Annotated in this window: 21 protein-coding genes; 15 read left to right on the top strand and 6 right to left on the bottom strand. The window is 59.7% G+C overall.

Annotated features, from left to right (window positions below; genetic code table 11):
• Position 1: 1 nt before the first annotated feature.
• Entirely contained in the window at positions 2 to 640 is a 639-nt protein-coding gene (locus JZX88_RS03545; RefSeq protein WP_065114549.1) for a trimeric intracellular cation channel family protein, read from the top strand.
• 74 nt (positions 641 to 714) lie between these two features.
• Here JZX88_RS03545 and irrA read toward each other — a convergent pair whose 3' ends face one another.
• Positions 715 to 1,134 carry an iron response transcriptional regulator IrrA gene (gene irrA, locus JZX88_RS03550; RefSeq protein WP_006309975.1) on the bottom strand — a complete coding sequence of 140 codons (420 nt, stop codon included), beginning with the start codon at positions 1,132 to 1,134 and terminating at the stop codon, positions 715 to 717.
• A gap of 316 nt (positions 1,135 to 1,450) precedes the next feature.
• On the opposite strand from irrA, the gene fabA reads away from it, so the two are divergent.
• The 5 genes from fabA (at position 1,451) to JZX88_RS03575 (ending at position 5,451) form a co-directional block, all read left to right on the top strand.
• A complete protein-coding gene (fabA, locus tag JZX88_RS03555; protein ID WP_065114548.1) occupies positions 1,451 to 1,966 on the top strand; it encodes a 3-hydroxyacyl-[acyl-carrier-protein] dehydratase FabA in 516 nt (171 codons plus the stop codon).
• Between the two features lie 76 nt (positions 1,967 to 2,042).
• Positions 2,043 to 3,266, top strand: coding sequence for a beta-ketoacyl-ACP synthase I (gene fabB / locus JZX88_RS03560; protein WP_065114547.1), 1,224 nt, complete (start codon positions 2,043 to 2,045; stop codon positions 3,264 to 3,266).
• Positions 3,267 to 3,272: 6 nt separating this feature from the next.
• The gene (gene fabI, locus JZX88_RS03565; protein WP_065114546.1) at positions 3,273 to 4,079 is read left to right on the top strand and encodes an enoyl-ACP reductase FabI; all 807 of its coding nucleotides are present in this window, start codon (positions 3,273 to 3,275) and stop codon (positions 4,077 to 4,079) included.
• 185 nt (positions 4,080 to 4,264) lie between these two features.
• The gene (locus JZX88_RS03570) at positions 4,265 to 4,861 is read left to right on the top strand and encodes a TadE/TadG family type IV pilus assembly protein (protein WP_142855148.1); all 597 of its coding nucleotides are present in this window, start codon (positions 4,265 to 4,267) and stop codon (positions 4,859 to 4,861) included.
• Positions 4,858 to 5,451, top strand: a complete 594-nt coding sequence (locus JZX88_RS03575; RefSeq protein ID WP_065114544.1) for a TadE/TadG family type IV pilus assembly protein — start codon at positions 4,858 to 4,860, stop codon at positions 5,449 to 5,451. The genes JZX88_RS03570 and JZX88_RS03575 overlap by 4 nt, the downstream gene beginning before the upstream one ends.
• A 42-nt stretch (positions 5,452 to 5,493) precedes the next feature.
• Here JZX88_RS03575 and JZX88_RS03580 read toward each other — a convergent pair whose 3' ends face one another.
• From JZX88_RS03580 to JZX88_RS03590, 3 genes are all read right to left on the bottom strand, one after another.
• Positions 5,494 to 7,263, bottom strand: a complete 1,770-nt coding sequence (locus tag JZX88_RS03580; RefSeq protein ID WP_206912551.1) for a sulfite reductase subunit alpha — start codon at positions 7,261 to 7,263, stop codon at positions 5,494 to 5,496.
• Positions 7,260 to 12,764, bottom strand: a complete 5,505-nt coding sequence (locus tag JZX88_RS03585; protein WP_206912553.1) for a glutamate synthase-related protein — start codon at positions 12,762 to 12,764, stop codon at positions 7,260 to 7,262. Before JZX88_RS03585 ends, JZX88_RS03580 begins: the two co-directional genes overlap by 4 nt.
• A gap of 408 nt (positions 12,765 to 13,172) precedes the next feature.
• Positions 13,173 to 14,501, bottom strand: a complete 1,329-nt coding sequence (locus JZX88_RS03590; protein WP_065114542.1) for an MFS transporter — start codon at positions 14,499 to 14,501, stop codon at positions 13,173 to 13,175.
• 306 nt (positions 14,502 to 14,807) lie between these two features.
• Between JZX88_RS03590 and cyoA the strand changes: the two genes are divergently transcribed.
• From cyoA to JZX88_RS03635, 9 genes are all read left to right on the top strand, one after another.
• The gene (gene cyoA / locus JZX88_RS03595) at positions 14,808 to 15,881 is read left to right on the top strand and encodes a ubiquinol oxidase subunit II (RefSeq protein WP_110755826.1); all 1,074 of its coding nucleotides are present in this window, start codon (positions 14,808 to 14,810) and stop codon (positions 15,879 to 15,881) included.
• A 73-nt stretch (positions 15,882 to 15,954) separates the two neighbouring features.
• Positions 15,955 to 17,958: a cytochrome o ubiquinol oxidase subunit I gene (gene cyoB / locus JZX88_RS03600; protein WP_110755828.1), complete on the top strand. Its 2,004-nt coding sequence runs from the start codon at positions 15,955 to 15,957 to the stop codon at positions 17,956 to 17,958.
• Positions 17,959 to 17,963: 5 nt separating this feature from the next.
• Positions 17,964 to 18,590: a cytochrome o ubiquinol oxidase subunit III gene (gene cyoC, locus JZX88_RS03605; RefSeq protein ID WP_065114539.1), complete on the top strand. Its 627-nt coding sequence runs from the start codon at positions 17,964 to 17,966 to the stop codon at positions 18,588 to 18,590.
• Positions 18,590 to 18,985, top strand: a complete 396-nt coding sequence (cyoD, locus tag JZX88_RS03610) for a cytochrome o ubiquinol oxidase subunit IV (protein ID WP_065114538.1) — start codon at positions 18,590 to 18,592, stop codon at positions 18,983 to 18,985. Before cyoC ends, cyoD begins: the two co-directional genes overlap by 1 nt.
• A 153-nt stretch (positions 18,986 to 19,138) precedes the next feature.
• Positions 19,139 to 19,909 (top strand): SURF1 family protein, encoded by a 771-nt coding sequence (locus tag JZX88_RS03615; protein WP_206912555.1) that lies wholly within the window; start codon positions 19,139 to 19,141, stop codon positions 19,907 to 19,909.
• A gap of 114 nt (positions 19,910 to 20,023) precedes the next feature.
• A complete protein-coding gene (locus JZX88_RS03620) occupies positions 20,024 to 21,244 on the top strand; it encodes a phosphopentomutase (RefSeq protein WP_206912557.1) in 1,221 nt (406 codons plus the stop codon).
• Positions 21,241 to 22,218 (top strand): adenosine deaminase, encoded by a 978-nt coding sequence (locus tag JZX88_RS03625; protein WP_110755831.1) that lies wholly within the window; start codon positions 21,241 to 21,243, stop codon positions 22,216 to 22,218. The genes JZX88_RS03620 and JZX88_RS03625 overlap by 4 nt, the downstream gene beginning before the upstream one ends.
• Positions 22,219 to 22,314: 96 nt before the next feature.
• Complete coding sequence (gene upp, locus JZX88_RS03630; RefSeq protein WP_065114535.1) at positions 22,315 to 22,944, top strand: uracil phosphoribosyltransferase; 630 nt, start codon at positions 22,315 to 22,317, stop codon at positions 22,942 to 22,944.
• A gap of 134 nt (positions 22,945 to 23,078) precedes the next feature.
• The gene (locus JZX88_RS03635) at positions 23,079 to 23,600 is read left to right on the top strand and encodes a TIGR02281 family clan AA aspartic protease (protein ID WP_206912560.1); all 522 of its coding nucleotides are present in this window, start codon (positions 23,079 to 23,081) and stop codon (positions 23,598 to 23,600) included.
• Here JZX88_RS03635 and deoA read toward each other — a convergent pair.
• Together deoA and deoC are read right to left on the bottom strand one after the other, a co-directional pair.
• Positions 23,593 to 24,909, bottom strand: a complete 1,317-nt coding sequence (gene deoA, locus JZX88_RS03640; RefSeq protein WP_206912562.1) for a thymidine phosphorylase — start codon at positions 24,907 to 24,909, stop codon at positions 23,593 to 23,595. The two genes, JZX88_RS03635 and deoA, sit on opposite strands and share 8 nt — an antisense overlap.
• Positions 24,906 to 25,679: a deoxyribose-phosphate aldolase gene (gene deoC, locus JZX88_RS03645; protein WP_206912564.1), complete on the bottom strand. Its 774-nt coding sequence runs from the start codon at positions 25,677 to 25,679 to the stop codon at positions 24,906 to 24,908. Before deoC ends, deoA begins: the two co-directional genes overlap by 4 nt.

Here is a 25,679-nt window from a genome sequence, read left to right on the forward strand (position 1 = left end):
CATGACGCTTCTCGGTTTTCTCGATTATGCCGGCGTCGCCATCTTTGCCGCAACCGGTGCGCTGGCCGCCTCGCGCAAGCAACTCGACCTGATCGGCTTCCTGTTCTTTGCGGCTGCGACCGGCATCGGCGGCGGCACGGTGCGCGATCTCGTGCTGGGCAGAACGCCGGTCTTCTGGGTGGTGAACCCGACCTATATTCTGGTCTGCGTATCGGTCGCGGTTCTGCTGTTCTTCACCGCGCATCTTTTCGAATCCCGTTATCGCGTATTGATCTGGCTCGATGCGCTCGGTCTTTCCGCCTATTGCGTCATGGGAGCGGCAAAGGGCCTCGCCGCAAGCGGCTCCGCAACCGTCGCCATCGTCACCGGCATTCTGACAGCCACGTTCGGTGGCGTGCTGCGCGATATTCTCGCCGGGGAACCTTCCGTTCTATTGCGCCCGGAGATCTACATCACCTGCGCGCTTTTGGGCTCCTCCACCTTCATTGTCGTCTATTTCCTTGGCGCACCGCTTTATGCCGCATCAGCGGCGGGGGTCCTGACGGCCTTTGGCATCCGGTCCGGCGCGCTGGTCTTCGGCTGGACTTTCCCGCCCTACAAGGCCAAGCCCGGCAGACGACCGGAAGATGTCATGAAGTGACATATGGAAATGACAGCTGAAAACAGAAAAGGCGCCCACGGGCGCCTTTTTCACATCAACTATCGGGCAAAGCTTCAACCGCGCTTGCGGCGAAGGCGGATGACCACATCCACATGGGCGATTTCCATGCCTTCGGGCGCTTCCGGCAGATTGTCGATCTGGAGATTATTGATCGGAATATCGAGAACCTCGTTCTCGCCCTCCACGAAGAAATGGTGGTGATCCGAGACGTTGGTGTCGAAATAGGTGCGCGCGCCTTCCACGGCCAGGACGCGGATCAGACCGGCCTCGGTGAACTGGTGCAGCGTATTGTAGACGGTGGCGAGGGAAACAGGCACGCCGGCGGTGACCGCCTCATCGTGCAGCTCCTCCACCGTCAGGTGGCGATCGCCCTTTGCGAAGAGAAGATCGCCCAGAGCCACACGCTGACGCGTGGGGCGCAGCCCCGAGCGCCGCAGCCTCGTTCCGATATCCAATGTGGCGTCAAATGCCATGCAATCCCATTCCAAACAGAGGTATGAAACTCGTCAATTGCATTAGCATATATCTTTTGCAGCGAATGCTTTCAATAGTTTCAGCGCCGTCAGGCGCGGCAAATGGCGGCAAACCGGCCATTCTTGCAAATTTCCTCTGGTTCCTGCCGGATGGTTCCTGTATGCGGACGGCATATTGAGGTAATGACTTCTGCAAAGAAGGTTCGAAGACAAAGAATGACGCCGGAGCGGCCTCTGCCCTTGCAGCGCTTCATTTTGAACCTAACTTGCTCTAGTGAAGTCGATCAACACCAGTAACTGGGGAAGTGAAAGCGGTATGGCAACGAGGCAATCAAGTTACAATTACGAGGAGATCCTGTCCTGCGGTCGCGGCGAATTGTTCGGCCCGGGAAATGCCCAGCTCCCATTGCCCCCCATGCTCATGGTTCACCGCATCACTGAAATTTCCGAAACCGGTGGCGCCTTCGACAAGGGTTTCATCCGCGCGGAATACGATGTCAGCCCCGATGACTGGTATTTCCCCTGCCATTTCCAGGGCAACCCGATCATGCCGGGCTGCCTCGGCCTTGACGGCATGTGGCAGCTGACGGGTTTCTTCCTCGGCTGGCTGGGCGAAGAAGGCCGCGGCATGGCGCTCTCCACCGGCGAAGTCAAATTCAAGGGCATGGTCCGCCCTCACACCAAGCTCCTTCAGTACGGTATTGATTTTAAGCGCGTGATGCGCGGTCGTCTGGTGCTTGGAACAGCCGATGGCTGGCTGAAGGCGGATGGAGAAACCATTTATCAGGCGACGGACCTTCGTGTAGGACTGTCGAAGGAAAAGACTGCCTGAGGCAGACGGAATAAGTCCTGGCAAAAGCCGGGCGGCTTCGGTCGTCCAGCCGAAATCTTAAGAAAAGGTCCCTTTCATGAGACGAGTTGTTGTCACCGGCCTCGGTATTGTTTCTTCCATCGGCGGTGATGCCGCTGAAGTCACCGCATCGTTGCGCGATGCGAAATCCGGCATTTCCTTTTCGCCGGATTTTGCCGAACACGGTTTCAAGTGCCAGGTCTGGGGCAAACCCTCTCTCGACCCGACCGATCTGGTCGACCGCCGCGCCATGCGCTTCCTGTCACAGGGCGGCGCATGGAACCATGTCGCCATGAAGCAGGCGATCGCCGATTCCGGTCTCGAAGAGAGCGACATCAGCGGCAATGAACGCACCGGCATCATCATGGGTTCGGGCGGTCCTTCCACCCGCACCATCGTCGAGGCAGCCGATATTACGCTGAAGAACAACAGCCCGAAGCGCATCGGCCCCTTTGCCGTGCCGAAGGCCATGTCCTCCACCGCCTCCGCGACGCTTGCCACCTGGTTCAAGATCCATGGCGTCAATTATTCCATCTCGTCGGCCTGCTCCACCTCGGCGCATTGCATCGGCAACGCCGCCGAAATGATCCAGTGGGGCAAGCAGGACATAATGTTCGCGGGCGGCCATGAGGATCTCGACTGGTCGATGTCCAACCTCTTCGACGCCATGGGCGCCATGTCGTCCAAATATAACGAGACCCCGAGCGTCGCCTCGCGCGCTTATGACGTCAACCGCGACGGTTTCGTGATTGCCGGCGGTGCGGGCGTGCTTGTTCTCGAAGAGCTGGAACATGCCAAGGCGCGCGGCGCGAAGATCTACGCCGAAATCGTCGGTTACGGTGCGACCTCTGACGGTTACGACATGGTGGCCCCTTCGGGTGAAGGCGCGATCCGCTGCATGCGGCAGGCGCTTTCCACCGTCAAGGGCGACATCGACTACATCAACACCCACGGCACCTCGACGCCGGTTGGCGACAGCAAGGAAATCGGCGCGATCCGGGAAGTCTTCGGCGACAAGATTCCGCATGTCCAGTCGACCAAGTCTCTCACCGGCCATTCGCTGGGTGCGGCCGGCGTGCAGGAATCGATCTACGGCCTGTTGATGATGCAGGAACGCTTCATCGGCGAAAGCGCGCATATTTCCGAGCTCGATCCGGAATTTGCAGGCGTTCCGATCGTTCGCAGCCGCATCGACAACGCCAGGATCGACACCATCCTTTCCAATTCCTTCGGCTTCGGCGGCACCAACGCCACGCTCGTCTTCCAGCGTCATAACGGATAATTGCCCATGAACGGCATCATGCAGGGTAAACGCGGCCTCATCATGGGCGTCGCAAACAATCACTCCATCGCCTGGGGTATCTCCAAGGCACTGGCGGCACAGGGCGCGGAACTGGCCTTCACCTATCAGGGTGAAGCGCTTGGCAAGCGTGTGAAGCCGCTGGCTGCCGAGCTCGGCTCCGACTTCATCGTGCCTTGCGATGTCGAGGATATCGCCTCGGTCGACGCCCTCTTTGCAACGATCCGCGAAAAGTGGGGCTCGCTGGATTTCGTCGTGCACGCCATCGGCTTTTCCGACAAGAACGAGCTGAAAGGCCTTTACGCGGATACGACGCGCGACAATTTCAGCCGCACCATGGTCATTTCCTGTTTCTCTTTCACGGAAATCGCCAAGCGCGCCGCTGAACTGATGACCAATGGCGGCTCGATGCTGACGCTGACCTATAATGGTTCGCAGCGCGTGATCCCGAACTACAACGTCATGGGTGTCGCCAAGGCGGCACTCGAGGCCTCCGTGCGTTATCTCGCCGCCGATTACGGTCCGCGTGACATCCGCGTCAACGCCATCTCGGCCGGCCCGGTCCGCACGTTGGCGGGCGCCGGCATTTCGGATGCGCGGGCGATCTATGCATGGAACCAGAAAAACGCGCCTCTGAGACGCACGGCCGATATCGACGATATCGGCGGATCGGCGCTCTATCTGCTGTCCAGCCTGTCGCGTGGCGTGACCGGCGAATGCCACTATGTGGATTGCGGCTACAACATCACCTCGACACCCACGCTCGAGGTTCTTTCAAAAGCGGATGCGGAATAATCCGTATTTTTGTCTTTCGGCAAAAGCCCGGCAATACGCCGGGCTTTTTGCATTTAAAGCCTGTGTCATTTTTGTGAATCGCTAAAGTAGAACCTGTTCGGGTAACTGAATTTAAACATCGGCTGGTTATGGTCCGCAACAATTTCAACGGTTGCGCTTGCCGCATATTCCAAAGATAGACACATATGCGACTGGCCAGACTGACGCCATTGCTGAGAAAATTCGGAATCTCGCGCGACGGGACAGCGGCTATTGAATTCGCGATCCTCGCCATTCCCTACTTCCTCGTCGTCTTTGCAATCATCGAGACTTTCATCGCCCTGATAGCGGAACAGGTCGTCGTGAATGCCACGGACACCATGGCGCGGCGTCTGCGCACCGGGCAGCTCAGCAGTTCGATTTCGAAAGAGGATTTTCGCAAGAACTTCTGCAACGAAGTTTCGGTGATGATCACCTGCTCTGCCGATGAAATAAAAACCGAACAGAAACTTTATATCGACCTTCGCTCCTTTCCCGCCTTCAAGGATATTCCAACCACGATACCGCTGAAGGCCTATGGCGAATATTACGATCTCGATACGGCGGAATTCGGCTTCAAACCGGGCGGACCGGAAACGATCAACATGCTGCGCGTTTATTATCGCTGGCGCGTCATCGCCGATATCATCCGGCCATATCTCACAAAAATACGCCCGGCGGACGGGTCCATGCCCTCACATTTTCTCATCGTCGCGACCGACGCCTTCATGAACGAGAAATACACCACAAGCGGAGGCTTATAATGGCAGGGCTGGTGGACGCCGTGGCGAATGGCAGACATCGTTTTGCCGCGCTCGCCGCACGCTTCATAAAGGATCGGCGCGGCGTCGGCGCGGTGGAATTTGCAATCATCTTCCCGATATTGCTCGCCCTTTATGTGACATCCTTCGAACTCACCATCGGCTATAATACCTATAAGCGGGCAAGCAGCGCTTCGGCGACGATCAACGACCTGATCTCGAAGACAGGCTCGGTTGACAAGGCCTATCTTAAAAACATGCAGCATGTTGCAGCCGCCGTCTTTGCACCTTACAGCACGACGGGTTTAAAGCTGAAGATCAGCGGCATAACAATCGACAAACAGAAACAGGCGAAAATCGCCTGGTCCTGGGATGAGAGAGACCAGAAGCCTTATCCCGTGGGATCGGTGGTAGCGGTTCCGCCGCGTCTGCTGATTGCGGAAACCTTCCTGATCCATGTCGAGCTTTCCGTCCCGCATGAATTGCTGATGTTCATGACCGACGTCTCATCCTCCGGCGTAAGATCGATCACCATCGGCCGCGACTACTTCTTCAAGCAACGCGATGCGGAGGTCACCTGCACCAATTGCTGAGCCATCGGGAGCAGCAAGGGTGATCCCCCGCATAATCTGTTTCTAATAGACGTCGCGCAGATAACGTTTTTCGCGCTTCAGCCGGTTCACATAATCGCCTGCCGCTTCAGCAGAAATGCCCGCCTCATCCATGACGATCTGATGCAGGGCATCGTCGACGTCCTTCGCCATGCGGGTCGCATCGCCGCAGACGTAGAAATAGCCCCCCTCTTCGAGCCATTGATAAAGCGCCTTGCCGTTCTGGCGCATGCGCGTCTGAACATAGATCTTTTCCGCCTGATCGCGCGAAAAGGCGAGATCGAGGCGCGTCAGCACACCCGTGCGGCTCATTTCGCCAAGCTCGTTTTCGTAGATGAAATCCGACTGCCGGTGCTGGTCGCCAAAGAACAACCAGTTCCTGCCGTTTGCACCCCTCGCCTGTCGTTCCTGCAGAAAAGCCCGGAATGGTGCAATGCCCGTGCCCGGCCCGACCATGATGACAGGCGCGGCATTATCCTGTGGCACGCGGAACGCCTTGTTAGGCGAAACGAAAATTCCGGCAGTCTTACCAGCCTCCACCCGATCCGCCAGATAGGTGGAGCATACGCCGCCACGCTCACGCCCCTCGGCGCGATAACGCACGCTGGCAATCGTCAGATGCACGCTGTTTTGCGCAACCAGCGGGCTGGAGGAGATGGAGTAGGCGCGATGCTGCAGCGGCTTCAGGAAGGTCACGAATTCCGCAAGCTCGAATACGGGTTTTCCGCCGAGATTGACCAGATCGAGAATATCCTTGCTCCAGAGAAAGGCAGCAAGTTGCTCCCTGTCCCCATTCGCAAGGATGTGGCTGAGCTCATCATGCCCTGCGCGCCGGCCGATTTCGGCGACGAGCTCGCGCGAGGGTGTCGAGATTTCGAACATGTTGAGAAGCGCGTCGCCGACCGGGCGATCCAGTCCTGCGACTTCACTCTCTGCGCCCGCGCCGAAATGCGCGAGCAGCGCGCCGATAAGTTTCGAATCGTTGAGGGGAACAACGCCAAGGGCATCACCCGCCTCATAATCGAGCCCGCTTTCCCCAAGATCGAATTCGTAGTGGCGGATCTCCTTCGACGAGCCCGGGCCGGAAAGACGGTGATTGACGCTTACCCGCGCCGAATAGGGGTTCTTGCGGTTCCAGCCCTGCTTCGCCCGCATCGGCGGTTCGGCGACCGCAGGCGCGGCCATAGCCGTCGCATCACCACCGCCAAGGGCGAGCGCGAGCGGCAGGGTCTCGCCGATCCATGCAGCGGCCGCATCCTCAAAGTCGATATCGCAGTCGATCCGCGTCTTCATGCGCTTGCCGCCAAGCTGTTCGAAGCGCGTATCGATGAGCTTGCCCGCCTGGCAGAAGCCGTCGTAACCGGTATCGCCGAGCGCAAGCACGGCAAAATTCATCTCGTCCAGTCGCGGCGCGCCGTCAGCGGCAAGCGCCTCCCAGAACAACTGGGCATTGTCAGGCATCTCGCCTTCGCCATAGGTCGAGGTGACGACGATGACCCGCTTCATGGAACCGAGACTGTCCATGGATACATCGTCCAGCGCCGTTACCACCGGCTGCATGCCCTGGGTACGCGCAGCGGCGGCGATATCCATCGCCAAAGCTTCGGCGTTGCCAGTCTGGGTGCCGACAAGGATGTTCAGCACGCTGGCAGCCGTTTTGGGGGCGGCAGCGGCCACCGATGTCTCCAAACCGATGGCGGCGCGGGAATGGAGCCCGGCCAGAAAGCCGGCGAGCCAGGCGCGCTGGTCACCATTGAAGGGCGCGTCTTCGGGAATATAGGGTATCTTCATCATGCTGCCCTGTTCTGGCTGGATGCGGTGGCGAGGTCCGGTATGGCGCGGGCCGCAAAAAGCTCCTCGAAGCCCGGCAGGCGGCCGATCTTCTCGATGTTTTTGCAACTCTGCTGCATGATCCAGCCATAGGTGCCGGGGCTGTCCACCGACCAGATGTTGCGGCGCGCCAGCGCCTGCTTGTAATCGTCGAGCCGCTTGGCGGCGATCATCACCGCAAGCTGTTCGTCGCCATGATCGGAAAGCGCCTCGCGCGCATATTTCAGCAAACGCTGCATCAGCGCATAATCTTCCGTGAGGATGAGATTGCGCACGGCTTTTTCAATGCCGGGATCGGAAGGGCCTGATGCCATCGGCACCCGCTGCAGGGCAATGGCCTGCGCCATGCTCAACACCGTGTAGTTATTGATGAGCGAATACATGTCTTCCGTATCCGTCTCGCCATAACCCGGCACTGTTCCGTTCAGCACGGACTTGCGGTCGCGATAGGCGAGCTTGAACTTGCGTAGCTGATGGGCGGCAAGCGCGGAAGCCAGTTCCTCCAGCAGCTCCTTGCGGGGCTTGGCTTTGAGAATTTCGTCGCTGTCCTGATAAAGCAGCAGGGCGCGCGGCATGCCGTAGACGAAATTATGCTGCTCGCTCTCCCAGTTTTCCAGGAGCCATGCCGCCTTGGCCGAGCCGGTTTCCGCGACATGCCAGGACAGAAGCTGGTGGATGGCCTGATTATGGATCGCGGCCTGTTCGTCCTCACCGGTGATCAAGCCGAGCAGGATCGAATCGTGGCTGACCTTCTTCGGCAGATCACCGTAGGGATCGTATTGATAAACGAAACCGCCGCTCATGCCGTTACCGAGGCCCTTGCCGAAACTGCCGAGGTTCAAGACCGCGCCATTGGTCATGTATTCGCAGGCGAAATCACCCACCCCTTCGACCACAGCGGTTGCGCCGGAATTGCGCACCGCGAAACGGTCACCGGCCTGACCTTCCACAAAGGTGCGGCCGCCGGTGGCGCCGAACAGCGCGAAATTGCCGACCAGCACATTGCCGCCCGCCTCTTGCGAACCGCCGCCGGGAGAGCGCACGACGATGGTGCCGCCACAGGCGCTTTTGCCAACGCCGTCATTGCAGGTGCCGGTATGGATCATGACCATGCCGTCATTGCAGAAAGCGCCGAAGGACTGACCGGCGGAACCTGACGTATCGATGCGCACCGAACCCGCTTCCAGGAACCGGCGGCCACGGCTGTCCCGTTTCACCGCCGGCAACGCATCCGCCTCTTCGTCGGAAAGCTCATGGTTCAGCATACGCTCGATATCGACCGCAAGCTGGCCGCCGACGCTCTTGTTGCAATTGTTGAGGAAACGATTGCCGCCAAGCTCGATGCTCTCCCGCCTGCTGTCGACCAGCGCCGAACGCACGAGTTCGATGAAAGCGTCGTCCAGCGCGAAGTCCTTTTCCATATAGACGGGGCTGTCGATCTTCACCTCTTCGACCACGGCAAGCATTGCCCGGAGGTCAAGCTGGCCGACGCTTGCCGGATGATCGAGGAGGTGAAGGAGATCGGAACGGCCCCGCGCCTCCCGCAACGAACGCAGGCCGAGAGTGGCCAGGATTTCGCGCGTTTCATGGGCGATGTTCATGAGATATTGCGCCAGCGCCCGCGGATCGCCGTTGAAGGCTTCCTGATTGGTGGTGAGACCAGCCGGGCACTTGATGTTGCAGTTCTTGGCCATGACACATTTCAGCATCATCAGCGCCGTGGTGCCGAATTCGAAGCTGTCGCCGCCGAGAAGTGCTGACTTCACCACGTCGCTCGCCGTCTGGTGCGCGCCGGAGCAGCGCAGCAGCACCTTGGCGCGAAGGCCGGTGGCGCAGAGCGCCTGATGCACCTCCGCGATACCGATTTCCGCCGCGCGGCCGGTATATTTGAGGCTGGTCACGGCCGCCGCACCCGTGCCGCCGGTATTGCCGGCGACATTGATGACATCCGCCCCCGCCTTGGCGACGCCGACCGCAATGGTGCCGATGCCTTCCGACGAGACGAGCTTGACGATGACGCGCACGCGCGCCGCCTTGGCATCGTGGATAAGCTGCGCCAGATCCTCGATCGAATAGGTATCGTGATGCGGCGGCGGCGAAACGAGTTCGACGCCCGGCGTGCCTCCACGTGCCGCCGCGATTTCCACCGTCACCTTGGGAGACGGCAGCTGCCCGCCCTCACCCGGCTTTGCGCCCTGACCGATCTTGATCTCGATCTCTTCCAGCATCGGATCGGCAAGATAACCGGCCCAGACACCGAAGCGGCCGGAGGCGAACTGCTTGATGCGCGAGGCGCGGATGGTGCCGTAACGGGAGATATGCTCGCCGCCCTCTCCCGAATTCGACATGCCGCCGACCATGTTTGTGCCATGCGCCACCGCCTCATGGGCGGCCGCAACCAGCGCGCCGTGGCTCATGGCACCCGATGCGAGGGTCTTGGTGATCTCGCTCGCCTTCTGCACGGTCTCAAGCGGAATACTCTCCGGTGCGGTGCGGATAAGCGACAGATAGGCGGAGGCCTCACCCTTTGCCTGAACCATGAGCGCGCCACCTTCCAGCCAATGGCCGGCGATATCGTCACCAAAACGGTCGAGCAGCGACTGGCCGAGTGCGGCGAGGCGGGCAAGTTCGTGACCATGCGGACCGGTCAATTGCAGCCGGAACGCGCCGTCTCCCGCCTCTTCGCACAGCAATCCGCGCACCATGAAGCTGTTGTTGCCCTGCCGGGAGAAGCGACCCATTTCCCGGCGGAATTCTTCGGCCGAACCGGCGAAGGTCACATCGGCCGGCAATTCCAGAACATCGCGCAGGGCGGCCGGACGTCGCGCCCTTTCTTCCGCCATCATGCGGGCAAAAGAACGGTAACCGGGTGTCACCTCGAACGCGTCGATGGCCTCGGGGGTCAACCGGTCGAAGCTGTTGTGGTAATAGGCCGCATCGTTGAGCCCGAACGCATCCTCCAGCCGGTTGAGCGGCAGGAGGCGTAGCGCCTCCTCGTTTTCGGTTCCCTTGTCGAAACCGATCTTTTCCTCCGTCATATCCACGAAACCGCGTACCGCCGTCGTGCCATAGGAATGGCCGGCACCTTCCGCACGTTCCTTGAAGAGGCCGAGCAGGGGAATGTCGTTCTCATCCTTCACCGACAGCGCCTTGCGGTGCCAGTCCGCCACCGCCTGCGCGATGACGGCGAAGTTGACGCCACCGACAGGGGTTTTCACATTGGGGAAATAGCGCTTCAGCACCGGATCGTCGGTATCGAGGAAGTTCGGCTCGAAAAATTCGCCGCCGATGTAGCTTTCCGCCGTACACAGGCCGACCTTGCCCATTGTCTTCATCAGCGACTTTTCAGCCGCCTTGGCGAAGCGCTTGAAGGCCTTGTCGGCATCGGCCCCGAATTTCTCCTCCGCACGGAACTGCACGCCGAGTGGGTAGACCGCCGAAGCGCCGAAACCGAGACCGGCTGCAATGTGATGGGAGGAGGAAAACTGTCCGCTTTCGACGATCAGGGAAACGCGCAGCCGCAGGCCTTCCTCGATCAGCCGCTGATTGATGGCGGAAACGACCATGATCATCGGCAAGGCCGCACGGCCTGCCGAGACATGCCGGTCGGTGATGACGGCAATGCCGCCTTCGTCAGCCGCGAAAGCCACGACCTCATCGCAGAGGCCGTCGATCGCCTGCCGGAGGGCCACTTCGTTGGCATCGGCAGAGTCGGAGACCGGCGTATAGAGCATTTCGAAACGGCGAACGGGTGTCTCGGGCTGTTCGCGAATGCGCAGCATGTCGAGGTGGGTGAGGATCGGGGAGCGCACGACGATCTGGCGGGCTTTCTTCGCACCGCTGTTCGGCTTCGCGCCCAAGGCTACCCGCAGTGTCATGCCATCGGCTTCGCGGATACTGTCGAGCGGCGGATTGGTGACCTGCGCGAAACGCTGCGAGAAATACTTTGCGACCCCACCTTCCTGATCGGACAGGGCGTTGATGGCGTTGCCATAACCCATGGCCGAGATCTTTTCGGCACCGGAGGCCAGCATCGGGTCCATCAGGAACTTGAAGCTTTCCTGATTGTGCGAATAGGCGACATAACGCTGATGCCGTTCCAGATCACCATTGTAACGCAGTGGCGAGCCCTGCTTTTCCGCCGGCACTTCCGGCAGGTCCTCAAGCATGACGCGCGCTTCCGATAGCAGGCACGGATAGTCCAGCCGGGCCGCCAGAAGCTCAAGCGCCTCGACGGTGGAAAAGGCGCGGCGCGCGGCGTGATCGTAATAAAGCATGCCGCCCGCTTCGATACGGCCGCGACGGATGACGCTCTCGGCCGGAAAGGCGATCTGACCGGCCTCCGACATGACGCAGAGATAGTCTTCCGTTTCCACGGTGCGCAGCGGGCGCAGGCCAAGGCGGTCGAGGCGTGCGCCGATGATCGTGCCATCGCCGAAGATCAGCGCTGCCGGGCCGTCGTTCTTCTCCTCATAGAGCGAGAAATATTCCAGCATCGCCTTCACACCGGGCGAGAGCGTGTCGTCGTTTTCCCAGGCCGGCGGCATCATCGAGACCACGGCGGTGACGAGGTCGAGACCGTCCTCCATCACCCGCGCCTGCAATGTCTGGTCCAGACGGCAGCTATCCGACTGGCCCTTGGGCCTGACGATGCTGGCATTCTTCGCCAGCGCCACGGCCGCTTCCGATAGCCGGTTTTTCTTGTCGGTGTTGAGTTCGCCATTATGCGCCATCAGACGGAAGGGCTGCGCCATGGAGGGGTGCGGATCGGTATTGGTGGAGAAGCGCGTGTGGAAATACATCGTATGCACTTCATGGCGCGGATCTGTCAGATCGCAGAAATAGGGCATGACCTCCTGGGAGTTTAGACGCCCCTTGAGCACCTGCGTGCGCGCGCTGAGCGACAGCGGGTAAAAACCGGCAAGCTCCGGCACGGTGTAAGCGAGCGCCTCGATGGCGAGCAACGCCTTGTGGATGCGCCAGTCGAACTCAGCAAGCGTCGCGCATTCCGCTGGTGCCGAAAAGACCCATTGGCGGATCGGTAACTGGTAGGGGATTGCGGCGGGACGGATGGCCGCATCATTCACCGGCACATCGCGCACCAGCAGAACCGAAAAGCCCTGCTCTTTCAGAGCGCTGCCGATGATACCGACGGCCTCACCGTGAAAAGCCTGATTCTGCGGCAGGAAAAAATTGCCGACACCGAACCGGCCGGCCTTGAGGGAACCTTGTCCCGTCAACTCACGAAAAAAGGAGAGCGACAGGTCGAGCGACACGCCCGCGCCATCACCAACGCCTTCCGCCGACATGCCGCCGCGATGCGGCACGGCACAGAGCGCCTCATGGCCGCGCTTCAGCACATCATGCGTCTGCATGCCATCCTTGCGGGTGATGAAACCGACGCCACAGCTGCTTTTTTCAAAAGCCGCATCATAAAGGCCGAATTTTTGCTCCGTCACACTCAAGGCACTCTCCTCTCGTTGCGCATTTCGCGCGGCATCACCCTCTTTTCCCGAAACCCGGCGCGTCAGCCGGCACTCTGCGGGCGGAGCCGCAGGCGACCTGGCTGCTCCTCTTTTTTTTGGCTATCGGCGTTTAATGGCGCGAACGGTCGTTTTGCGGCCGGCAAACGGCGTGGCGGCAATGGCCGCTTTTTCGCAAATAATGATCGTTGTCGTTCGCATCGCGTTCCCTGGTGGCCGGCATTTCCGGCAATGAGACACACTGAATTACGTCAGTATTGCTTACATAATATTTCATGATGGACCGAGTCAAGATTAAAATCGGCCTCGCGCAATAAAAAAACAAAAACGCCGCGAAATCCGACAGGATTCCGCGGCGCGATGGCTGCAGCGATTGTTAAATTGCCCAGATCAGTCCGAAGGCATTTCCAGCGTTCGGCTGAACCACAGGGCAACCAGCGTACAGACGGCACCCGACATCAGATAAATTCCGACGGCAAACAGTCCAAACTTGGACGAAAATCCGAGTGCGACGAGCGGTGCGAAACCGGCGCCGATCAACCAGGAAATATCCGAGGTGAGAGACGCACCAGTATAGCGATATTCACGGCTGAAACGGGATGCGAGCGCGCCGCCCGCCTGGCCGAAAGACAGGCCAAGCAGCGAGAAGCCGATCAGGACGAAGAGATAGCGGCCGATATCGCCCGAACCGAGAAGGACCGGCGCAACAAGGCTGAATAGACCAATGAGCACAGCCGCAATGGCCAGAAGCTTCCGCCTGCCGATCCTGTCGGCCAGAATGCCGGACACCACGATCATGCCGCCGGCGATAATGGCGCTGACAAATTGCACGAACAGGAAGTCCGACACGCGCTGGGTGGTATTGAGGGAAACCCAGCTCAGCGGGAATACCGTGACGAGGTGGAAGAGTGCAAAGCTTGCCAGCGGCACGAAGGCACCCGTGACGACGACCGGGAACTGCGAGCGCAGCATCTTGAACATCGGGCGTGGTTCCAGCTCATGCTGCTCCAGCATGGCCTGGAATTCCGGCGTGACGATCATGCGCAGGCGGGCAAAGAGCGCGAGAACATTGAGCGCCAGCGCCACGAAGAAGGGGAAACGCCAGCCCCAGGCGAGGAATTCCGCATTGGAAAGCTGCGTGACGAAAACGATGAAAAAGGCGCTGGCGAGACCGAAGCCCATGGCCGCGCCGATCTGCGGCATCATGGCGTACCAGCCGCGCTGTTTCTGCGGTGCATTCATGGCAAGCAGCGAAACCAGACCATCCCAGGCACCGCCCAGACCAAGGCCCTGGCCGATGCGAAACACCGCCAGGAGAACGGGGGCGAGCATGCCGGCTTCCGCATAGGAGGGAAGGAAGCTGATCGCCATGGTGGAGCCACAGAGCGTGAAGAGCGCCGCCATCAGCTTGACGGCACGACCGAACTTGCGGTCGATCTGGAGGAAGATCAGCGAGCCGATCGGCCTTGCGATAAAGGCCAGAGAGAACACCGCGAAGGAATAAAGCGTAGCCGTCAGCGGATCGACGAAGGAAAAGAAGACATGCGGAAAAACGAGAGCGGAGGCGATGGCGTAGATGAAAAAGTCGAAAAACTCCGTCATTCTCGCAAGAATGACCGCAATCGTGATGCGATCCGGATCGACCTTGACCGGATCTGTTCCATGACCATTGGCTTCCGGCGCCTGCCCAAATGATGGAGCAGCATTGCTATAACTCATAATATCCCTCCTGCGTCATGGACGAACCATTTCCTGTAACGCGCGGGCTCCTCTTCCGTTGCGTTACGATGCGACGGATTGTCACACGCACCCTCCGTGACGTCAATTGAAGTTTGATAAGAAAGGCTTGCCCCACAAGCGTGCTATGCGATAATGCAGCCGCTCCGCCTTCAAAGGCAGCTCTGCCAGGCACATGGTGCATCGCGAAGGTTTCGCTGCACCGCGACAATATACCTCATTTGAAAAATGATGTTCGGCAATTAATCGCGGCATAATCCAAACTGTACGAGTTCAGAGAACGTGCGCATGATCAAAAAAATCCCATCCGCCCTTCTGGCTATTCCGGTACTGCTGCTGCTTAGCGGCTGTAACCTCGTGGTCATGAATCCATCGGGCGACGTCGCCATCCAGCAGCGCGATCTCATCATCACGTCCACGGTTCTGATGCTGCTGATCATCGTTCCGGTCATCGTGCTGACGCTTTTCTTCGCATGGAAATATCGTGAATCGGCCAAAGCCGAGGATTACGATCCCGAGTGGCACCATTCCACACGTCTTGAAATGGTGATCTGGTCGGCTCCGGTCGCCATCATCCTGATGCTCGGAACCGTGACCTGGATTTCCACCCACCGTCTCGACCCCTATCGCCCGCTGGAGCGCATCGACGAGAGCCGCCAGGTCACCGCCGATATCAAGCCGCTCACGGTCGAAGTCGTCGCCATGGACTGGAAGTGGCTGTTCTTCTATCCCGAACTCGGCATTGGTAGCGTCAATGAATTCGCCGCTCCGGTCGATGTTCCGATCAATTTCAAGATCACCGGCACGACCGCGATGAACTCCTTCTTCGTTCCCGCGCTCGCCGGCCAGATCTACGCCATGGGCGGCATGCAGACAAAGCTGCACGCCGTCATCAACAAGGAAGGCGTCTATGACGGCTTCTCGGCCAACTTCTCCGGCCCCGGCTTCTCCCATATGCGCTTCAAGTTCCACGGTCTCAGCCAGCAGGGCTTCGACCAGTGGGTTGCCAAGGCGAAAGAAGGCGGCAAGGGCTTCGGCCGTCAGGAATATCTGGAATTCGCCAAGCCTTCGGAGCGCGAGCCGGTGCAATATTTCGCCTCGGTCGATCCGGAACTCTACAGCGCCATCCTCAACCGCTGCGTGGAGCCCAACAAGCTCTGCATGCGCGACATGATGCATATCGACGCCAATGGCGGCGGCGGCAAGGAAGGCATCGACATCGCCAAGGCGCTGAACTCCGTCGTCTGCACGCCGCTTGCGCCTTATGGCGTCGCCAGCGGCCCCCAATCCACTCCGGCCGTGATCGAAGGTCAGACTTTCGAACCTGCGGCGCTGCCGGAAACCAAACAAGTCGCTGGCTGACGATACGTCCCGGCATTCTGCGGCGCGGCCTGTCCGCGCCGACCTTACGTCTTAGAATCGCAAGAGGCTGAAAATGATCGTCAATTCCGATCAAACGTCGTTCCTGTTCGGGAAGCTGACATGGGAGTCCATCCCGCTTCACGAGCCCATTCTTGTCGCCACCTTCGCGGCCGTGGCGCTGGGCGGCATCGCCGTCGTTGGCGCCCTCACCTATTTCCGGCTGTGGGGCTATCTCTGGAACGAATGGTTCACGAGCATCGATCACAAGAAGATCGGTATCATGTACATCATTCTGGCGCTGGTCATGCTTCTGCGCGGCTTCGCCGACGCGATCATGATGCGTGTCCAGCAGGCGATCGCCTCCGGCGGCTCGGAGGGTTATCTTCCGCCGCACCATTATGACCAGATCTTCACGGCCCATGGCGTCATCATGATCTTCTTCATGGCCATGCCGATGATCACCGGTCTCATGAACTTCGTCGTGCCGCTGCAGATCGGCGCCCGCGACGTTTCGTTCCCCTTCCTCAATAACTTCTCCTTCTGGATGACCACGGCCGGCGCCGTCATCACCATGATCTCGCTGTTCATCGGTGAATATGCGCAGACCGGCTGGCTGGCCTATCCGCCGCTTTCCGGCATCGACGGAAGCCCGGGGGTCGGGGTCGATTATTACATCTGGGGTCTGCAGATCGCCGGTGTGGGAACGACACTTTCAGGCATCAACCTGATCGTGACGATCATCAAGATGCGTGCGCCCGGCATGACCATGATGCGCCTGCCGATCTTCGTCTGGACGTCGCTGTGTTCGAACATCCTGATCGTGGCCTCGTTCCCGATCCTGACCGGCACGCTCGCCCTTCTCACCCTTGACCGCTACGTTGGCACCAATTTCTTCACCAACGATCTCGGCGGCAATCCGATGATGTACGTCAACCTCATCTGGATCTGGGGCCATCCCGAAGTTTACATTCTGGTGCTGCCGGCATTCGGCGTGTTCTCGGAAATCGTCTCGACCTTCTCCAACAAGCGCCTTTTCGGTTATGCCTCGATGGTCTACGCCACGGGCGTCATCACCATCCTCGCCTATATCGTGTGGCTGCACCACTTCTTCACCATGGGTTCCGGTGCAAGCGTGAATGCCTTCTTCGGCATCACCACGATGATCATCTCGATCCCGACAGGCGCGAAGATCTTCAACTGGCTCTTCACCATGTATAAGGGCCGCATCAAGTTCGACGTTCCTATGCTCTGGACGATCGGCTTCATGATCACCTTCGTCATCGGCGGCATGACCGGCGTTCTTCTCGCCGTTCCGCCTGCGGATTTCGTGCTGCACAACTCGCTGTTCCTGATCGCCCACTTCCACAACACCATCATCGGTGGCGTGGTGTTCGGTGTGCTTGCAGGCATCGTCTACTGGTTCCCCAAGGCCTTCGGTTACCGTCTCGATCCGTTCTGGGGCAAGCTGTCCTTCTGGTTCTGGTTCATCGGCTTCTACTTCGCCTTCATGCCGCTCTATATTCTCGGCCTGATGGGGATTACCCGCCGTATCAGCCAGTTCGAGGACAATTCGCTGCAGATCTGGTTCGTGATTGCCGCCTTCGGCGCCTTCCTGATCGCGCTTGGCATCGCCTCCTTCGTCATCCAGCTCATCGTCAGCTTCCTGAAGCGCGATCAGCTGCGCGATGTAACCGGCGACCCCTATAACGGTCGCACGCTGGAATGGTCGACCTCGTCGCCGCCGCCGGCCTACAACTTCGCCTTCACGCCCGTCATCCATGATGTCGACGCCTGGGCAGATATGAAGAAGCGCGGCTACAACCGTCCCAGGGAAGGTTTCATCCCGATCCATATGCCGAAGAATACCGGCGCGGGCGTCATCATCAGCGCCATCAGCGTGGTGCTTGGTTTTGCGCTGGTATGGCACATCTGGTGGCTGGCAGCTCTCTCCATGCTCGCCATCATCGCGGTCTCGATCGCTCATACCTTCAACTACAATCGCGATTACTACATTCCGGCTTCCGACGTTTCGACGGTCGAGGCGGAACGTACGAAGCTGCTTGCTGAACAGGCGTAACGAATATGGCTCATGCACCTGCACAAAGCGTCGACGGCGCTGAACCACCGGTCTTCTACCTGAAGGAAGACCACCATCCGGAAAACGGCACGTCGCTCGGCTTCTGGCTCTATCTGATGAGCGACTGCCTGATCTTCGCGACGCTGTTCGCCACCTATGCCGTTGTCGGTCGCAACTATGCGGCCGGCCCTTCGGGCGCGGACCTGTTCGATCTGAAGCTCGTGGCGATCAACACCGGCTTCCTGCTTTTCTCCTCCATCACCTATGGCTTCGCCATGCTGGAAATGGAAAAGCAGAAGGTAAAGGCCACGCTGGTCTGGCTCGGCGTCACCGGTCTCTTCGGCCTCGCCTTCCTCGCCGTGGAGCTTTACGAATTCCATCATCTGATCGCGGAAGGCGCCGGTCCGCAGCGTTCGGCGTTCCTGTCCGCCTTCTTCGCGCTGGTCGGCACCCACGGCCTGCACGTCACCTTCGGCATCATCTGGCTTGTCACGCTGATGTTCCAGGTGGCCAAACACGGCCTGATCGCGGCCAACAAGCGCCGCCTGATGTGCCTGTCGATGTTCTGGCACTTCCTCGACGTCATCTGGATCGGCGTCTTCTCCTTCGTCTACCTCATGGGAGTCCTTTGATGAGTTCCGAAGCACACGCACATCACGACGCGCATGGCGACGACCATCATCACCACGATGCCGCCAGCCATGGCACGTTCAAAAGCTATATGATCGGCTTCGTCCTGTCGGTCATTCTGACGGCGATCCCTTTCTGGCTGGTCATGGGCGACGTTCTTGAAAACAAGACCCTGCTCGTCATCGCCATCATGGGCCTCGGCGTCATCCAGATCTTCGTGCACATGATCTACTTCCTGCACATGGATACCAAGTCGGAAGGCGGCTGGACCTTCATGGCGCTGATCTTCACCGTTGTGGTGCTCCTGATCACGCTCTCCGGCTCGCTCTGGGTCATGTACAACATGAACAAGAACATGATGCCGCTGCACATCGAGGATGTGAAGAACCTGCCCTGAGCAGCATAGATCAACGGCCTGCCGGACCCCGGCGGGCCGCCTTCCGCGCCAACACATAACCCCATGAATCGTGGTGCGATTTATGGGGTTATTTGCTGGAAGAACCGGATGCCGGCGGCAAACTGCGTGCCGCCTCGCAAGGACTGTGCAACCATGACCGATCCGTCAAGAACCTCACCACGCAACCAGCGCATCCGCCCCGCTGCAATCCTTGTCCTGTTTCTGACCATTATCCTGACAGGCTGCCTGCTGGCGCTCGGAACATGGCAGGTCAAACGCCTGTCCTGGAAGCTCGACCTGATCGAGCGCGTCGAGGCCCGCGCCCATGCAGAACCTGTCGACGCACCTGCCGCCGGCGAATGGCCCGCACTCGCCGATCCCGCAGGTTACGAATATCGCCGCGTGAAACTGTCCGGCACCCTCATCAACGACAAGCAGGTTCAGGTCTACACGGTTACCGATCTCGGTCCCGGTTACTGGGTCATGACCCCGCTGCGGCGGGACGATGGCTCAAGCGTCATCGTCAATCGCGGTTTCGTGCCGTCCGACCGGCGCGATCCGTCCTCGCGCCGGGACGGCGAACCGACCGGGCGCGTCGAGATCGTCGGGTTGATGCGCGCACCCGAAACCGGCGGGCTTTTCCTCCGCACCAACGATCCGGCGAACGGACGCTGGTATTCCCGCAACATTCCTCAGATCGCCCAGGCATCCGGGCTTTCAGACGTCGCGCCCTTTTACGTCGATGCGGATGCGACGCCCAATCCGGGCGGCCTGCCTGTGGGCGGCAAGACCATGCTGATCTTTCCCAACAACCATCTCTCCTATGCGGTCACATGGTATATTCTGGCGACCATGGTGGTGGCTGCCGGCTGGTATGTCCTGCGCAATCTCAACGCACCGAAATCCAGGCGGGAGCCCGATTGAGCGACCGGTTTTACCGGATGGTTCACAAAAGCACTTCCTTCTTCACGTTTTGCTGATCTATAACGACAGTTCGGCCTGACATTGCCCGTCGGCGCATTTTCGTTTCGGTGAGTTATGGCAAGAGCACTTCTTCTGGTTCTGGATTCCTTCGGCGTCGGTGGTGCGCCTGATGCAGAGCATTATGGCGATCTCGGCGCCAATACCCTCGGCCACATCGCTGAATTCTGCGCCGCAGGTGCAGCCGACAGAGCGGGACTTCGATCCGGGCCGCTAAGGCTGCCGAATATGAGTTCCCTCGGCCTGCTGGAGATCGCACGTCAGGCGAGCGGCGAGATCCCCGCCGGCATGGAACCACCGGAGCGTATTTTCGGCCTGCATGGCTGCGCCAGCGAAGTTTCGAAGGGCAAGGACACGCCTTCCGGTCACTGGGAGATCGCCGGCACACCTGTCACCTTCGACTGGGGATATTTCCCGACGGAGGGCGACGCCTTTTCTCCGGAACTGGTGGAAGCCATCTGCAAAGAGGCGGATATTCCCGGCATTCTCGGCAATTGCCATGCGTCCGGCACGGAGATCATTGCGCAATTCGGCGAAGAACATATCCGGAGCGGCAAGCCGATCTGCTACACATCGTCTGATTCCGTGTTCCAGATCGCTGCTCATGAAACTTATTTCGGGCTACAGCGCCTCATTTCGTTGTGTGAGACGGTACGCAAACTGCTCGATCCGCTGAATATCGGCCGTGTCATTGCCCGTCCCTTCATCGGCGAGACGGTCGCGACCTTCGAACGGACCGGCAACCGCCGCGATTTCTCCGTTCTGCCACCCGAACCGACGCTGCTCGACCGGCTGGTGGAAGCGGGCCGCAAGGTGCATGCGATCGGCAAGATTGGCGATATCTACGCGCATCAGGGCGTGTCACGCGTCATCAAGGCAAACGGCAACGCCGCCTTGATGGATGCGACGCTGCACGCCATCGACGAGGCCGAGAATGGGGACATGGTCTTCACCAATTTCGTCGATTTCGACATGCTTTACGGCCACCGTCGTGACGTTGCCGGTTATGCGGCTGCCCTTGAGGCTTTCGATGCGCGCATCCCGGAAATTCATCGCAAGATGAAGCCGGGAGACATCGCCATTCTTACCGCTGACCATGGTTGCGACCCCACCTGGCGCGGCACCGACCATACGCGCGAACGGGTGCCGATCATGGCATTCGGGCCGGGCATCCGCTCCCGTGATGTCGGAATTCGTTCAAGCTACGCCGATATCGGCGAAAGCATCGCCCACCATCTTGGCATAGAGGCCGGTTCACACGGCAGGAGCTTCATTTGACATCGCATTTGCTGAAAGCGGAAATTCACTGCCACATCGAAGGTGCGGCACCGCCCGCCCTCGTCGTCAGGCAGGCGGAGAAATACGGCATAGACACCAGCAGCTTCCTGCGCGACGGCCGATATGTCTGGTCGGATTTCGCGGAGTTCATCCAGTGCTACGATGCGGTGGCGCAGGTGTTCAAGACGGATGAGGACTATGCCGTCCTGACCGAGACCTATCTGACCGAACTTGCCGACGCCAACACGATCTATAGCGAATTGATCATCTCGCCCGACCATGGTGACCGCATCGGCCTCGGCGCGGACGCCTATCTTGCCGGAATTGCTGAGGGCATCCGCATCGCGAAGGAAAAGACCGGTATAGAAACCCGCATCATCGTCACCGGTGAACGGCATTTCGGCCCGGAACGGGTCATCGCGGCGGCTGAATATGCGGCACGTGCCCGGCATCCGCTGGTGACCGGCTTCAACATGGCGGGCGAAGAGCGCATGGGCCGGGTTGCCGATTACGCCCGCGCCTTCGATATCGCCCGTGATGCGGGTCTCGGATTGACCATCCATGCCGGTGAGGTCTGCGGACCGGAAAGCGTTGCCGACGCGCTCGATCTCGTCAAGCCGTCGCGTATCGGCCACGGCGTGCGCGCCATTGAAGATGCCGGTCTCGTCTCCCGGCTGGTCGAGACGGGAACGGTTCTCGAAGTCTGCCCGGGCTCGAATATCGCGCTCAACGTCTATCCCGATTTCGCCAGCCATCCGCTAAAAGCTCTCAGCGATGCCGGGATACGCGTCTGCATCAGTTCCGACGATCCGCCCTTCTTCTTCACCTCGCTTGCCCGGGAATATGCGCTGGCCGCGGATGCATTCGGTTTCAGCGATGCCGGCATCAACCGCATGACCCGCACCGCACTGGAATGTGCCTTTGTGGACGAGGCAACGCGCGGCCGGCTGCTTGCGAGACTCGATCACGCCTGAGACGGTTGTTGGCAGGGTAAAACCGCGAAGGAGGCTTGCGAAAAGCGCGCTTTCGGTGAATTACAGGGGCATAAGATAAAAAGGAAGGCCAGGTTCATGGACGGCGTCACAGTCATCGAACATCCGCTGGTGCGGCACAAACTTACCATCATGCGCAAGAAGGAAACTTCCACGGCCGGCTTCCGCCGTTTGCTCAGGGAAATTTCGACGCTGCTCTGCTATGAGGTGACGCGCGACCTTGAAATGACGATGGAAACCATCGACACGCCTCTCGAAACCATTCAGGCTCCGGTTCTGGAAGGCAAGAAGCTGGTTTTCGCCTCCATCCTGCGCGCCGGCAACGGCCTTCTGGAAGGCATGCTTGAACTGGTGCCTTCGGCGCGCGTTGCCCATGTCGGCGTCTATCGTGACCACGACACACTTGAGGCCGTCGAATATTATTTCAAGGCTCCCGAAAGCCTCGATGCCCGTCTGGTCATCGTTGTCGACCCGATGCTGGCGACCGGCAATTCCTCCATCGCTGCTGTCGAAAAGCTGAAGGAGCGCGGCGCGAAGAACATCCGCTTCCTGTGTCTGCTGGCAGCACCGGAAGGCATCAGGAATTTCCGTGAAGCCCATCCCGACGTGCCGATCTACACGGCCGCGATCGACAGCCACCTGAACGAAAAAGGCTATATCGTTCCCGGCCTCGGCGATGCCGGCGACCGCATGTACGGCACCAAATAAGGTCGTTCATCTTCGCTTAACCGTTTGCGCCATTCGCCGCCCGATAAGCGGCGAATGGCTTTTTCTTTTAAGATTTCAGCATGTTTTACGCCTATTCTGTTCAAGGATAACCGCCATCTTTGAGGAGCAACGGCTTGCTGGCGCGCGCAATTTTTCTGCTTGTCGGTCTTTCGCTCGGCGCCACGCAAATTCCGGCGCTGGTCGAAAAATTTCAGCCGCGTCCTGAAACCGGCGTGGAAAAATCCGGCGCCGCACCCGAAGCTGTCAGACAGCAACCGGTTTCACTGGGCGGCGTCAATCTGAAAGCGGATGCGCGCGGCCATTTCAACGCTACCTTCCGCATCAACGGCAAATCCTTCGAAGGGCTTGTCGATACCGGCGCTTCCATGGTGGCCATCAACGAGACGATTGCGCGCCGGCTGGGTTACGGCGTCAACAGCCTTGATTTCAAATATGCGATCTCAACCGCCAATGGCCAGACAATGGCGGCGCATGTGAAACTCGACCGGGTGGAGATCGGCGCGATCCGCGTTCAGAATGTCGATGCCCTGGTGCTGAAAGACAATGCGCTGAGCAACATGCTGATCGGCATGAGCTTTCTGAAACAATTGTCGTCCTTCAAGGTCTCGGGCGGCGAGATGCGGCTGGTCAGGTGATCCGCTCGAGAATGGGCGCACCGGTATCCGGCGCGCTGTCGGCGATACCGTAACAACCCCCTATCCTTTTCACGGCGCGCTCCGCTTCTTCTTTCGAAGCCGCATGGACGGTGGCAATCGGCTCGCCCTTTTCCACTCTCGTGCCAAGCGGCAGGATAGCCGAAATACCGACCGCCGGGTCGATGATATCCGAAGGCTTTTTTCTGCCACCGCCGAGTTCGACGACGACCATGCCGAGATCGCGCGTTTCGCAGGATGCAAGCCAGCCGCTTCGCCCGGCCGGAACCGGAAGAGTGACCGGCGCGGACGGCAGATAACGGGCCGGGTTCTCAACGAAATCCGAAGGCCCGCCAAGGGCTGAAACCATTCGCGCAAAGATTTCCATCGCGCGGCCGGAGGACAGCGCAGCCGCAGCCAGCGCCTCACCCGCAGCCAGCGTAGCGGCACGGCCAGCCTGCACCAGCATCTCCGCCGCAAAGGACAATACCACCTTTTCCAGACGGGTACCGGCCTTGCGACCGGCCAGAAACTCCAGGCAGTTGACGATTTCAACCGCATTGCCCGCAGCATCGCCAAGTGGCTGGTTCATGTCGGTTATCAGCGCCGTTGTCGGCAGGCCCGCGCCATTCGCCACATCGACCAGCGCACGCGCCAGAGTGCGGGCATCGTCAACACTTTGCATGAAAGCACCGTTACCGACCTTCACATCGAGAACCAGCGTTTCAAGACCGGCCGCGAGCTTCTTCGAGAGAATGGAAGCCGTGATCAGCGGAATGGAATCGACCGTCGCGGTTACGTCGCGAATGGCATAGAGGCGTTTGTCGGCAGGCGCCAGATTACCCGTCTGGCCGATGATGGCGCAGCCGACCGACTGCACCGTCCGACGAAACAGGGCTTCATCCGGCATCACATTGTAACCGGGAATGGCTTCCAGCTTGTCAAGCGTGCCGCCGGTGTGGCCAAGGCCCCTGCCGGAAATCATCGGCACGGCAAGACCACAGGCGGCGACGATCGGTGCGAGCATCAGGGAGACGTTGTCACCGACACCACCGGTCGAGTGCTTATCCGCCACCGGCCTGCCAATATCGCGCCATGAGAGGACATCGCCGCTGTCGCGCATGGCAAGCGTCAACGCCACCATCTCAGCGCGGTTCATGCCGCGAAAAAATACCGCCATGGCAAAGGCGGCCGCCTGCCCTTCCGATATGCCATTTTTCGACAACGCGTCGATGAAAGCGGCAATCTCCTGCGGCTCAAGAGACAGGCCATCGCGTTTACGGCGGATGATCTCCTGCGGGATCAAGCTCAATACCCGCTGGCGGCCTTGGCCGGTTCGCCGCCGGCCAGCACGTTCAGCACATCGTCGAGAACGCCCGAAGCACCGAAACGGAAGGTGGACGGCATGGCCCAGTTGGGTGCCATGATGGTTTCCGCCAGCCGCAGATAAAGCGTCGCATCCTCCACTGTGCCGATACCGCCGGCAGGTTTGAAACCAACTTTCTGCCGGCTGTCGCGGATCGTCTGCAGCATGATGTCTGCCGCCTCCAGCGTGGCATTGATGGCGACCTTGCCTGTGGAGGTCTTGATGAAGTCAGCGCCTTCGGCGATCGCGAGTTCGGAGGCGCGGCGGATCAGAGCCTTGTCCTTCAACTCGCCGGTTTCGAGAATGACCTTGAGCAGCACGGGTGCGACACAAGCCTTGCGCACGGCCGCTACCATTTCGCTAACCGCCGCTTCATCGCCTGCTATGAATTTACGGTACGGGATGACGAGATCGATTTCATCGGCACCGTCACGGATCGCGGCTTCCGTTTCCGCTACGACAGTCGCGACATCAAGATCGCCCGAGGGAAAATTGACGACGGTGGCGATGCGGATCGCGTGTTCTTTTCCAAAAGCAGCGCGTGCCTGCGCCACGAAACGCGGCCAGATGCAGATGGCGGCGGTGTTGCCATAATCCGTATGCGCCCGCTGGCACAAAGCGGCGATCTGCTCGGGCGTGCAGTCTTCCTTAAGATTGGTCAGGTCCAGCAAGGACAGAGTGAGGGCAGCCGCTTCGCGCGGACGCTGGAGTTCCAT

It is taken from the genome of Agrobacterium sp. OT33 (genome assembly GCF_017313365.1).
In the GTDB taxonomy this organism is placed as follows: domain Bacteria; phylum Pseudomonadota; class Alphaproteobacteria; order Rhizobiales; family Rhizobiaceae; genus Agrobacterium; species Agrobacterium rhizogenes_A.